The 12,693-nt window shown below is 70.9% G+C and carries 9 protein-coding genes and 2 riboswitches; of the genes, 3 read left to right on the plus strand and 6 right to left on the minus strand.

Annotated features, from left to right (window positions below; translation table 11 throughout):
* Positions 1-53: 53 nt before the first annotated feature.
* Positions 54-1,832: an ABC transporter family substrate-binding protein gene (locus HD594_RS13330; protein ID WP_184751413.1), complete on the minus strand. Its 1,779-nt coding sequence runs from the start codon at positions 1,830-1,832 to the stop codon at positions 54-56.
* Positions 1,833-2,042: 210 nt separating this feature from the next.
* Between HD594_RS13330 and HD594_RS13335 the strand changes: the two genes are divergently transcribed.
* Positions 2,043-2,894, plus strand: coding sequence for a CPBP family intramembrane glutamic endopeptidase (locus HD594_RS13335; RefSeq protein ID WP_271171168.1), 852 nt, complete (start codon positions 2,043-2,045; stop codon positions 2,892-2,894).
* A gap of 377 nt (positions 2,895-3,271) precedes the next feature.
* On the plus strand, positions 3,272-4,261 hold the full coding sequence (locus HD594_RS13340; RefSeq protein WP_184751414.1) for a hypothetical protein: 990 nt from the start codon (positions 3,272-3,274) through the stop codon (positions 4,259-4,261).
* A gap of 209 nt (positions 4,262-4,470) precedes the next feature.
* Here HD594_RS13340 and gcvP read toward each other — a convergent pair whose 3' ends face one another.
* The 5 genes from gcvP to HD594_RS13365 all read right to left on the minus strand — a co-directional run bounded on the left by gcvP (position 4,471) and on the right by HD594_RS13365 (position 11,839).
* Positions 4,471-7,308, minus strand: a complete 2,838-nt coding sequence (gene gcvP / locus HD594_RS13345; RefSeq protein WP_221446988.1) for an aminomethyl-transferring glycine dehydrogenase — start codon at positions 7,306-7,308, stop codon at positions 4,471-4,473.
* 53 nt (positions 7,309-7,361) lie between these two features.
* Positions 7,362-7,745, minus strand: a complete 384-nt coding sequence (gene gcvH / locus HD594_RS13350; protein ID WP_184751416.1) for a glycine cleavage system protein GcvH — start codon at positions 7,743-7,745, stop codon at positions 7,362-7,364.
* Positions 7,742-8,959, minus strand: a complete 1,218-nt coding sequence (locus tag HD594_RS13355; protein WP_184751417.1) for a glycine cleavage system aminomethyltransferase GcvT — start codon at positions 8,957-8,959, stop codon at positions 7,742-7,744. Before HD594_RS13355 ends, gcvH begins: the two co-directional genes overlap by 4 nt.
* 10 nt (positions 8,960-8,969) lie before the next feature.
* On the minus strand, positions 8,970-10,349 hold the full coding sequence (locus tag HD594_RS13360) for an L-serine ammonia-lyase (RefSeq protein WP_184751418.1): 1,380 nt from the start codon (positions 10,347-10,349) through the stop codon (positions 8,970-8,972).
* A gap of 69 nt (positions 10,350-10,418) precedes the next feature.
* A riboswitch (glycine riboswitch) is annotated at positions 10,419-10,511 on the minus strand.
* A riboswitch (glycine riboswitch) is annotated at positions 10,512-10,599 on the minus strand.
* 64 nt (positions 10,600-10,663) lie between these two features.
* Positions 10,664-11,839 (minus strand): MarP family serine protease, encoded by a 1,176-nt coding sequence (locus HD594_RS13365; RefSeq protein ID WP_184751419.1) that lies wholly within the window; start codon positions 11,837-11,839, stop codon positions 10,664-10,666.
* A gap of 121 nt (positions 11,840-11,960) precedes the next feature.
* Between HD594_RS13365 and HD594_RS13370 the strand changes: the two genes are divergently transcribed.
* Complete coding sequence (locus HD594_RS13370) at positions 11,961-12,680, plus strand: NUDIX hydrolase (RefSeq protein WP_184751420.1); 720 nt, start codon at positions 11,961-11,963, stop codon at positions 12,678-12,680.
* Positions 12,681-12,693: the final 13 nt, after the last annotated feature.

A 12,693-nucleotide genomic window follows, 5' to 3' on the forward strand; every position in this document is an offset into this window, starting at 1 on the left:
CCGGTGGGCCGGATGCTATCGCATCCGGCCCACCGGGGGCGATGCACTAGTGCTTACTCAGCGACCGTGCCGTCCACGGGCGCCCACTCCCAGAAGTTCCAGAAGTAGTACGGGGCCAGCGGTGCCGGAGCGATGCCGGTCACGCCCTTGTCCCATGCGGTCAGACCGGGGAACTGGAAGATGGTGATGCCGTAGCCGTCACCCCAGAGCTCGGACTCGACGTCGATGAGGATCTGCTGCTGCTCGCCCTCATCCAGCTCGGTCTCGAGGTCCGCCAGACGCGTGTCCACGACCTCGTTCGAGTAGCCACCGAAGTTCGAGGGCTGGCCCGAGCCGAGGTACTGGTCCGAACCGGTGAGCGCGAGGCTCGTCGACGCCCAGGCGAAGATCACCGCGTCGTGCGGGTTGATCGGCAGAGCGGTCGTGTCGGTGAACTCCCAGTTGGGCTCGGAGTCGTCGATCACGTTGAAGCCGGCGAGAGCGGCCGAGGTGGCGATGAGCTCGAACTCAGCGGCACGACGGGTGTTGCCCTCGGGGTACCAGAACTTCACGTCGACCGGGGTCTCGACACCGGCCTCCTCGAGCAGCGCCTTGGCGCCGTCGATGTCGACCTCGGCGTACTCGGCCGAGCCGTTCTCCGAGACGATGCCGTCGTAGAACGGCGAGCCCGCGATGGTCAGCGTGGAGTTGCGGACCTGGGCGTTCGGGTTCAGCGGACGGATCAGCTTCTCGAGGATCTCCTCGCGCGGGATGGTCTTGAGGAACGCGACGCGGACCATGCGCGCCTTCTCCTCGTCGCCACCGTAGGTAGCCGGGTCGAACGGACCGCCGTTGTTGAAGGTCAGGTCGACGTGCTCGTAGGTGGCCTCGTCACCGGTGTAGTACTCGGCGGTCTCGGTCTCCTGGACGAGCTGCAGCACGTCGGGCGTCGGCTGGCCCGAGGCCACCTGGACGTCCTGGTTCTGCAGCGACTGCACCTGCGCGGTCGGGTCGGCGATCTGGCGGACCGTGATGCGCTGGTACTTGGGCGAGGGGCCCCAGGTGTAGAGCTCGTTCGCGACGAGGGTGACGTAGTCCTCCTCGACGAGGTCCTCGACGATGTAGGGACCGGCCGAGAGGTACTTCAGCTCGTTGTCGGGGGTGTTGGCCGACTGGAAGTCCGAGTTCCAGACGTCCGCGACCGGGGTGAGCCACTCGACGTCCTCGTTCTGGACGGCCTCGACGAACTGGTCCTTGGCCTCCTGCGGGTCCTCGATCTCCGGGTACGCCAGCATGACGGCGGCGTGCGCGGCGACCTGGCCGAGGCCGTACTGGACCTCCCAGTCGACGTACTGCTTGTCGTAGACCAGCGTCAGCTTGCGCTCGTCGAGCTCGGGCAGCGCCGACGCCAGGTCGGGACGCGGGTTCGCGTGGTTGAAGAGGTAGCCGTCCTCGGTCTCGAAAGCACCGAAGATCGTGACCCACGCGAGGAGCAGGTCGGCCTCGTCGATCGGCGTACCGTCCGACCAGACGACGTTCTCGTTGATCGTGTACTCGACGGTCAGCGGGTCGTCGCTGGTCTTCTCGTAGGTGCCGAACTCGGTGTTCTGCACGAGCTCCGGCGAGTCGTTGTAGTAGCTCCAGTCCGACGTCGTCATGTAGTCGATGTTCGAGTTGGCGACGTTGTTGCCGGCGGTGCTGTCGGTGTTGAAGTTGTCGACGATGTCGTTCCAGGACACCGTGATCTCGGTGTCCTCGATGACCTCCGACTCGTACGGGACCGAGCATCCGGCGAGGGCGAGAGCCCCAACCGTAACGATGCCCAGGCCTGCACCCAGACGTGTGATCTTCACTCTGATTTCCTCCTGTGCAAGGGATACATGTATCCGATGAACGCGCTGTACGTCCTCGGACACGAACGGATAAACGATAGGCACGCTTGCATCGATGATCAAAACTTGAGCCCAAAACGTTACATGCCCTTTACTCAAGCGGCATCCGATGTGACATTGTGACAACACGGCCCGTCTTGTCGCCTACACCCCTGAGAGGAAGTGCACAAGGTGCAGTTCACCGGACCCCCACCGGGCGATCAGCGGACTCCCAGCCGCGCCAGACTGTGGTGGGAGGTCGGCATCGTGCTCGCCCTCACCCTGGGTCAGCAGGCGATCTACTCCACACTGACCCTGATCCGCCGCCTCACGATCGAGGTTCCGCTGTCGCAGCAGTCGGCGCAGCTGAACCCCGTGCGCGCCGATCAGGCGGTGTGGGACGCGATCTACCGCGTGCTCGACATCGCCTTCGATCTCGCGCTCGTCGCGCTGGTGATCTACCTGCTGTGGGAGCCCGGGTCGAATGCGCTTCGCCGCATCGGCCTGGACTTCTCGCGGTTCGGGGGCGACCTGGCGCGCGGAGCCGCGCTGTTCGCCGTGATCGGCATCCCCGGGCTCGGGCTCTACGCGCTCGCGCGGGTGCTCGGGCTGAACGTCGCCGTGGCGGCATCGACCCTCGACGCGGCGTGGTGGACGATTCCCCTGCTGGTGCTCTCGGCCCTGCGCGCGGCGCTGCTCGAAGAGGTCATCGGGATCGCCTGGCTGTACGACCGGCTGCGGCGGCTGGGCTGGGGATGGTGGACGATCATCCTCGCGACCGCCGCGATGCGCGGGGCGTACCACGCGTATCAGGGTTTCGGCGCGATCGTGGGCAACTTCGCGATGGGCGTCGTCTTCGGCTGGTGCTACCGCCGGTGGGGCCGGATCATGCCGCTGGTGATCGCCCACGCGCTGCTCGACATCGTCGCGTTCGTCGGCTACCCGGTCGCCGCCGCCCTGTGGCCCGACGTCTTCGCCCCCGCCGTCTCCCCCACGCCCACCCCGTCCCCGTCCCCGTCCGCCACACCGTCCCCGTCCGCCTGACACGCCCCCGATTCGCCGAGACCACGGATTTCGACCGAGACCGGGCGCCCCTGACCCGCGTCTGGGCCAACGAAACGCGCCTCAGCAAGCGACCCGCGTCTCGGTGAGCGACTTTGGTCTGGGCGAGCGACCCGCGCCTCGGCGAGCGACCTTCGTTTCGGCGAGCGATCCGCGTCTGGGCAAGAGACCTGCGTCCGGGCGAGGGACCTGCGTCTCGGCGAGCGACCTTCGCTTCGGCGAGCGACCCACGTCCCGGCGCGGGCGCGGGTCCAGGACCAGCGGGCGCGGGCTCCTGCACATGGCGCGCACGCGCAGCAGGCGTCCACAGATCGGGCGGCCGGCGGGCGCGGCCGGATGCGCGGACTCATCGTCGATGGATGCCGAAGCCGACGCACCATCAGGTGACTTTGTTCCGCACGCGCGATGCGGGTGTGCTTCCCTCCGCGCGGCGCCGAGGGCTCGCACGCGTGCGCCCGGGCGTCTACGCGGACGGCGCGGCGTGGCGCGCTCTCAGCCCGTGGGACCGGTATCGCCATCGGGTCGAGGCGGTCGCGCTCACGTGGGACGATCCCGTGTTCTGCCTCGAATCTGCGGCCGTCCTGGGCACGCTTCCGGTGTTCGGCGAACCTCGCGACGTGCACGTCCTCGACTCCGGCGGCACGTCCCGGCGCTACGGCGATGTCGTCGTGCACGGTTCGATGGACGACGCCGAGACCGTCCGGCACGACGGGATCGCAGCCACCGCACTCGTTCCGACGGCGGTGGCGCTGTGCCGCGTGCTGCCACCGGCGTTCGCCCTCGCCGTCGCGGACGCCGCGCTGAGACAGAGCGCTGAGAGCCTCGACTTCGCTGCGCTCGGTCGCGCCGCCGCCGACCGGCGGGGACGGCGGCGCCTCGACTGGGTGCACGAGCGCGCGACGGCGGTCGCCGAGTCGGTCGGCGAGTCGGTGAGCCGCGCGGTGATCGAGTGGCTGGGCTTCGAAGCCCCGGAACTCCAGACCGCGTTCGAGCACGAGGGTTTCACCGACCGGGTCGACTTCTTCTGGCGCGTCAGGCGCGTCATCGGCGAGTCCGACGGCTGGGGCAAGTACGACGCGGACGACCCGCGCGCGATGAAGGCGCACTTCGTCGATGAGAAGCGGCGCGAAGACCGGCTGCGCCGGAACGAAGGCCCGATGGCCCGCTGGGAGTGGGCCGACATGATGCGCGGGACGCCGCTCGGCGACAAGCTGTCCGCCGCGGGTCTGACGCCCGCGCGGCCCGCCGCTCGCGCGCTGCTCGACACGCTCCGCTCGAATCCGCGCTCCGTTGCGCCATCTGCCAGCGTCGGCCGCACCCCACTCCGCGACCGCGCCGCCGGCGAGTGACTGCGTCCCCGCCCCGACGCGCCCGCCCCGCGAGTGACCGAGACGCACCGAAATGACCGAGACCCCCCGGAATGACCGAGACCCCCCGAATCATCGGGGGGTCTCGGTGCGATTCGTGTGTCTCAGCGCAGATGCGCGGTCCCGACGCGGGCGCGCGGGGACGCGGGGACGCGAGGACGCGGGGACGCGGCCCGGTGGGACCCGGGCAGCTACGCGAAGGCCTCGATGGGTGGGCAGGCGCACACCAGGTTGCGGTCGCCGTAGGCCTGGTCGATGCGGCGCACGGGCGGCCAGTACTTGTTCCGCACGATGGCGTGCACGGGATACACCGCCGTCTCGCGGGAGTACGGGTGCGCCCACTCCCCCGCGACCACCGACTCCGCGGTGTGCGGCGCGTTCACGAGGGGGTTGTCCTCGGCGGGCCAGACTCCCGACGCGACGGCATCCGCCTCGGCCTTGATCGCGATCATCGCCTCGACGAACCGCTCGATCTCGGCGAGGTCCTCGGACTCGGTCGGCTCGACCATCAGCGTCCCGGCGACCGGGAACGACATCGTCGGCGCGTGGAAGCCGTAGTCGATGAGGCGCTTGGCCACATCGTCGACGGTGACCCCGGTCGCCTCCCGCAGCGGGCGCAGGTCCAGGATGCACTCGTGCGCGACGAGGCCGCCCTCGCCGGCGTACAGCACCGGGAAGTGGTCCTTCAGCCGGAACGCGATGTAGTTCGCCGACAGCACCGCGGCGGCCGTGGCGTCCTTGAGCCCGGCGAGCCCCATCATGCGCACGTACGCCCAGGTGATCGGCAGGATGGACGCCGATCCGTACGCCGCCGACGAGACCGGGCCGCCGTCGAACACGTGTCCGCCGGCGTGGTCCTTGCGTTGCGCGAGCGGGTGCGAGGGCAGGTACGGCGCGAGGTGCGCCTTCGCCGCCACCGGGCCGACGCCGGGGCCGCCGCCGCCGTGCGGGATGGCGAACGTCTTGTGCAGGTTCAGGTGCGACACGTCGCCGCCCAGGTCGCCGAAGCGCGCGTAGCCGAGCAGCGCGTTGAGGTTCGCGCCGTCGACGTACACCTGGCCGCCGGCGTCGTGCACCGCCTGCGTGATCTCGAGCACGTCGTGCTCGTACACCCCGTGCGTCGACGGGTACGTGATCATGAGCGCCGCGAGCGCGTCGGCGTGCGCCGCGATCTTGGCGCGCAGGTCGTCGAGGTCGACGTTTCCGGCCTCGTCGCACGCGACGACGACGACCTTCATGCCGGCCAGCACCGCGGATGCCGCGTTGGTGCCGTGCGCCGACGACGGGATCAGGCACACGGTGCGCTCGGTCTCGCCGTTCGCGTGGTGGTAGCCGCGGATCGCGAGCAGGCCCGCGAGCTCGCCCTGCGAGCCGGCGTTGGGCTGCAGCGACACCGCGTCGTAGCCGGTGACCTCGGCCAGCCACACCTCGAGCTGCTCGATCATGGCGAGGTAGCCGTGCACGTCCGCTTCGGGCGCGAAGGGGTGCACGCGCGAGAACTCGGGCCACGACACCGCCGCCATCTCGGTGGCCGCGTTGAGCTTCATGGTGCACGAGCCCAGCGGGATCATGCCGCGGTCCAGCGCATAGTCGCGGTCGGCGAGGGTCTTGAGGTACCGCATCATGGCGGTCTCGGAGCGGTGCGTGTTGAACACCGGATGCTCGAGGAACCCGCTCTCGCGCAGCAGCGTCGACGGGACGCCGGCGAGCGCCTCGGCGCCCTCGAACGGCAGCGCCCGCTCGCCCTGCTCCCCCGCACCGAGGAACTCGCCTTCGGGGAGGCCGAACGCCCACGCGACGGCGGCGAGGTCGTCGGCGGTCGTGGTCTCGTCCACCGAGACGCCGACGGTCGCGTCGTCGGCCCAGAACAGCTGGTAGCCGCGCTCGCGCGCCCGGTCGATGACGCGCTCGGACGGGCCGGGCGTGGTGACGCGGAGCGTGTCGAAGAACGCCTCGTGCGCGACCGACAGCCCGTGCTCGCGCAGTCGCTCCGCGAGGGCCTGCGCCTTCTTCGCCACCTCGGTCGCGATCGCGGTCAGCCCTGTCGGGCCGTGGTAGACGGCGTACATCGAGGCCATCACGGCCAGCAGCACCTGCGCGGTGCAGATGTTCGACGTCGCCTTCTCGCGGCGGATGTGCTGTTCGCGCGTCTGGAGCGACAGCCGGTACGCGGGGTGGCCGGCGGCATCCTGCGACACGCCCACGAGGCGACCCGGCAGCTGACGCTCGAGCCCTGCGCGCACGGCCATGTAGCCGGCGTGCGGGCCGCCGAACCCGAGCGGCACGCCGAAGCGCTGGGTCGTGCCCACCGCAACGTCGGCGCCCATCGAGCCGGGCGAGCGCAGCAGCGTGAGCGCCAGCAGATCGGCCGCGACCACGACGAGCCCGCCGGCGTCCTTGACCGCGGCGATCGCCTCGGTCGGGTCCCACACGCGGCCCGAGGCGCCCGGGTACTGGAAGAACGCGCCGAAGACGTCGAGGTCTGCGGGCGGCGACGTGTCGAACGACGAGTAGCGGATGCGGATGCCGAGCGCCGCCGCGCGGTGCTCGAGCAGCGCCTTGGTCTGCGGCAGCGCGTCGGCGTCGACCAGGAAGGCGTCCGACCGCGACTTCGAGGCGCGTCGCGCGACCAGCATCCCCTCGACGACGGCGGTCGACTCGTCGAGCATCGACGCGTTCGCCGTCGTGAGCCCGGTGAGGTCGGTGACCATCGTCTGGAAGTTGATGAGCGCCTCGAGACGACCCTGCGAGATCTCGGGCTGGTACGGCGTGTACGCGGTGTACCAGGACGGGTTCTCGAAGACGTTGCGCGCGATGACGCTCGGGGTGAGCGTGTCGTAGTACCCGAGACCGATCATGGGGCGCGCGGCACCGTTCTGCGATGCGAGCGCGCGCAGCTCCGCCAGCGCCTCGGCCTCCGTCGCCGCCGCGGGAATGTCGCTCGTGGTGCGGGGCTGGACCTGGATGGACGCCGGCACCGCGGTCTTCACGAGCGCGTCGACATCGGCGTAGCCGAGCGCGTCGAGCATGACGCGCTGAGCGGCCGCATCCGTCCCGATGTGACGCTGCGCGAAGGCGCCGGTCACGCCTCGCCGCCCGTGAGTTCGAGGTACGCCGCGCGGTCCATGAGACCGTCCACGGCGGCCGGGTCGACCGTGATCTTGATGAGCCAGCCCTCGCCGAACGGGTCGGAGTTCACCAGCGACGGGTCGTCGACGACGGCGTCGTTCGCGGCGACGATGTCACCGGTGAGAGGCGCGTACAGCTCGCCCACCGACTTGGTCGACTCGATCTCGCCGCACACGTCGCCGGCGGTGACGCCGTCGCCCTCGCCGGGGAGCTCGACGAACACGACATCGCCGAGCTTGTCGGCGGCGTAGTCGGTGATGCCGACGGTGGCGGTGTCGCCCTCGAGGGCGATCCACTCGTGCTCGGCGGTGTACTTGAGGCTGTTCAGGTCGGTCATTTCTTCCTCCGGTAGAAGGGCAAGGGGGTCACGGTCGCGGGGATGCGCTTGCCCCGCACGTCGATGTAGAGCTGGGTGTCCTCGGCGGATGCCGCAGGCGTCACGTAGGCCATCGCGATCGGGTGGCCGAGCGTCGGGCTGAGCGCGCCGCTCGTGATCTCGCCGACGCGGGCGGCGTCGGCATCCGCCCCGACGAAGACGCCGTAGCCGGCCCGTCCGGCGCGCCGTCCCTCGGCTGCGAGTCCGACCAGCACGGGGGCGTCGGCGGGAACCGCGGCGCCCTTGCCGACGAAGTCGTCCTTGTCGGCGGCGACGGCGCGACCGAGGCCGGCCTGTGCGGGAGCGACCTCGAGCGAGAGCTCGTGGCCGTACAGCGGCATGCCGGCTTCGAGCCGCAGCGTGTCGCGCGCGGCGAGGCCCGCCGGCACGAGACCGAGCGGACGGCCGGCGTCGAGCAGGGCGTTCCACAGCCCGGATGCGGCGGCCTGCGGGACGAGCAGCTCGAAGCCGTCCTCACCGGTGTAGCCGGTGCGGGCGATGAACAGGGGTGAACCCGCGAAGCTCGCCGCCGACCACGCGTAGTAGCCGAGTTCGTCCAGAGCCGGGGCGACGCCGGTGATCGCAGCGGTCGCCTCGATCACGGATCGGGCCACAGGCCCCTGCACCGCGATGAGGGCGAACTCGTCCGAGGCGTCCTCGATGGTCGCGACCTGCGGGTCGGCGCCGTCGATGCGCAGGAACGCGTCACCGGCGACCCGCGCGCTGCGGAAGACCGAAGCGACGGGCGCCTCGGCGGCCCGCTCGGCGAACGCGGCGGCCACGGCATCCCGGTTGCCGGCGTTGGCGATCACAAGGAAGCGGTCGTCGGCGACCCGGTAGACGATGACGTCGTCGACGATGCCGCCGGTCTCGGCGAGCACGAGCGAGTACTTCGCCTTGCCCACGCGCATCGTCGAGACGCGTCCGGCGAGCGCGTAGTCCAGGAACGCGCCGGCGGGCTCACCCTCGACGATGAACTCGGCCATGTGCGAGATGTCGAACAGACCGGCCGCCTGCCGCACCGCGTGGTGCTCGGCGAGGTCGGACGTGTAGCGGACCGGCATCATCCAGCCGCCGAAGTCGGTGAAGGCGGCGCCGAGCGCCTCGTGCACGTCCCTCAGGGACGTGTACGTCGCCGGCTCGGCCGGCGTCTGGTCGTCGTGCGTCTCGCTCATGCGGACCCCCTCAGCATTCCACCACGTTGACGGCGAGGCCGCCCAGAGCGGTCTCCTTGTATCGGTCGTTCATGTCGCGGCCGGTCTGGCGCATCGTCTCGATGACGGCGTCCAGCGACACGCGGTGACTGCGATCGCCCCACATCGCCATGCGGGCGGCGTTGATGGCCTTGCCCGCCGCGATGGCGTTGCGCTCGATGCACGGGATCTGCACGAGCCCGGCGACCGGGTCGCACGTGAGGCCGAGGTTGTGCTCCATGCCGATCTCGGCGGCGTTCTCGACCTGCTCGGGGGTTCCGCCGAGCACCGCGGCGAGCGCGCCGGCGGCCATGGAGCAGGCGGATCCGACCTCGCCCTGGCAGCCGACCTCGGCACCCGAGATGGACGCGCGCGTCTTGTACAGAGCGCCGATGGCGGTGGCGGTCAGCAGGAACTCCACGGCGATGTCGTCGCGGTCGCGTCCCGCGCGGGCGGCCGGCGAGTAGTGCACGGCGTAGTGGAGCACGGCGGGGATGATGCCCGCTGCCCCGTTGGTGGGCGCGGTGACGACGCGTCCTCCCGCGGCGTTCTCCTCGTTGACGGCGAGGGCGACGAGGTTGACCCACTCCTGCGCGAAGGCGTCGGAGCGGTCCGGATCCTCGCGCTCGAGCCGCGCGTGCCAGCCCGGGGCGCGGCGCTGCACGCCGAGACCGCCGGGGAGGATGCCGTCGGCGGCGATCCCCGCCGCGACGCACTCGTCCATGACGTCCCGGATGCGGAGGATGTCGGCCCGGAGGTCGTCGCCGCTGCGCCGAACGGACTCGTTGCGCCAGGCGATCTCGGCGATCCCGACGCCCTCGGCCTCGCACAGGGTCAGCAGTTCGGCCGCGGTCGAGTACGTGTGCGGAACGGACGGACGGTCGTCGGCCGCGGGCGCCTCGCCCTCGCGCACGACGAATCCGCCGCCGACCGAGTAGTACACGGCCTCGTCGACCATGCGCCCGTCGGCCGCCGTGGCGCGCAGGCGCACGGCGTTGGTGTGGACCGCGAGGACGGTGCGCGGCGAAAGGCGGATGTCGGACGTGCGCAGCGCGACCTCGCGCACGCCGCCGACGCGCACCGTGCCGTCGCGCTCGATCCGCGTCGCCCGGGCGGCGACCTCGTCCGACGCGATCTGCTCGGGGCGGCATCCCTCGAGTCCGATCAGGACGGCCGTGAGCGTGCCGTGGCCGGCGCCCGTCGCGGCGAGCGAGCCGTACAGCTCCACGTCGACGGCGGCGACGTCGACGATGCTCGCGCCCAGGCGCGCGACGAAGTCGGCGCTCGCCCGCATCGGCCCGACGGTGTGCGAGCTCGACGGGCCGATGCCGATCGAGAAGAGGTCGGCGACACCGATGTCGGTGGCGCTCATCGGCGGCAGGGTACGGCGGCGGTCATGAGGAACTCCTTGTCGAAGGCATCCGGATGGATGGGTGAGAGTTCCTCCCGCTCTGTCATTGGCCTGAGAGTTTCCGCGCAGGATACTGCGCTTGCCCCGTCGGCGGGAACCATGCGGTTCCGCTTTCCAGAGTGACCTGTCGCCACGGTACGTGGGCCTGAGAGATTCCGGGAGGGGTTGCTCCTACGGCAGCCGCGAAGCGGCGTTCTCCCGTGGCGGGTGATCGGTCGTGAAGTTGTACGTCGATTCTAGCGGTACGTCTCGGCTCCGACCGCGCGCGGCCGGCGTCAGGTCGTGCAGGCGCCGGTCGATACGGGCTGCTCCAGCGCATCGGCCTGCGCCAGCACGGGCAGCAGCTCGGTCGTCGTCATGGCGTAGCCGATGTCGCGGCCGTCGTCCGCGCGGGCGAACACGACGCCGACGACCTGCCCGGTCGTGCTCAGCAGCGGACCGCCGGAGTTGCCGGGGACGATCGTCGCCTGCAGCGCGTAGATGTCGCGCGGCGCGCTCGATCCCTGGTAGATGTCGGGCACGGGCGTGGTGGCGACCGACAGCACCCGCGCCGATCCCATCTCGAACGGGCCGCCGTACGGATAGCCCTGCACGACGGCGGCGGCACCCGTCCCGAGCGGAGCCGTGACCGTCAGCGACGTCGCCTCCAGATCGTCGACCTCGATCACGGCGATGTCGTCGACGGCGTCGAAGTAGACGACGCGCCCCTCGCGGGCGGCGCGTCCGGGCAGCTCGACGACGGGCGTCTCGACGCCGGCGACGACGTGGGCGTTGGTGACGACGAGGTCGGTCGCCGCGACGAAGCCGCTGCCGGTCGAGCTGGTGCCGCACGCGTACGCGACGCCCGAGATGCGGGCGACCGACGCCGCGGCCGACTCGAGGTCCGGGGAGTCCAGCGCGATGGCGGGAAGGGGCTCATCGACGGCGTCGGGCACGAGGAGGATGCCCAGGCGCGGGATGCCCTCGTCGAGCACCGCCGAGCGCAGCTGGGCGAGCGTCGTCTGCACCGGCGCCGGGGTCAGATCGTCGATGGTGCGCAGCACGACCGAGGAGCCCAGGGCCTGCGCGACGACGGGCATGCCTGTCGCGGCCAGTCCCTGCCCGACGAAGGATGCCGCCAGGGCGGCGACGATGACGCCGGCGACGCCGCCGAGGAAGCGCTCGAAGCCGCGCAGCGGAGTGCGGTCCACGCCGCTGCGCAGAGCCTCGCCCACCGCCCCGCCGATCGCGGCCCCGACGACGAGCAGGAAGATGGTCCCGCCGATCACCACGACGCCGCGCCAGGCCTGGCTCGGCAGCGCGTCGTTGACCAGTGGGATGACCCACAGCGCACCGAAGGCGCCGGCGACCAGCCCGATCAGCGAGCCCAGGCTCGCCAGGAGCCCGCGCTGCAGGCCGACGGCGAGCGCGATGACGAGCACCCCGATCAGGATGATGTCGATCACCTGCACGCCGTCTCCTTCCGGGACTGGTCACACTACGGCCCGAGGCTGGGAGAACGGCGGTGATTCCCCGCGATTTTGCACTTCTGGTCACCATGACACTAAGATCGGGTGCGAAGTTAGAGTCACCATGACACAAACAACCGCAGCCACCGCCACGCCGCTCGCCTCCGCACCGCCGGACGCGACGCGCGTCGCCGTGTCCACCGTGATCTTCACGATCCGGCGCGATCCGCGGACCGACCGCATGGAGCTGGCGCTGCCCCTCGTGCGTCGCACGCGGGATCCTCACGAAGGACTGTGGGCGCTCCCGGGCGGCTGGCTCGACGTCGCCGAGAGTCTCGAGGCAGCGGCATCCCGCACGCTCGCCGAGACGACGGGGCTCGAGCCGAGCTACCTCGAGCAGCTGTACGCGTTCGGCGCCGTCGACCGCTCTCCCGCGCGCGTGGTGTCGATCGTCTACTGGGCGCTCATCCGCGCCGACGAGATCCCGGATGCCGGCATCGAGAACACCGCGTGGTTCGACGCGGCATCCCTCCCCCGTCTCGCCTTCGACCACAACGAGATCGTCGGATACGCCCTGTGGCGCCTGCGCAACAAGGTCGGCTACAGCCGCATCGCGCACGGCCTGCTGGCCGACGAGTTCACCCTCGCCGAGCTGCGCGAGGTGTACGAGTCGATCCTCGGCCGGCGCCTGGACCCCGCGAACTTCCGCCGCCAGGCCGAGAACTCCGGAACCCTCATCCCCACCGACCGGTTCCGCACGGGAGCGCATCGCCCCGCGCGCCTGTACCGGTACGACCAGGACGTCGAGCTCGCCGAGCGCGGGCCGCTGTCCACCCGTCACTGAATCGAGTAGTGCC

The sequence above is a fragment of the Microbacterium thalassium genome (genome assembly GCF_014208045.1).
GTDB classification, from domain to species: domain Bacteria; phylum Actinomycetota; class Actinomycetes; order Actinomycetales; family Microbacteriaceae; genus Microbacterium; species Microbacterium thalassium.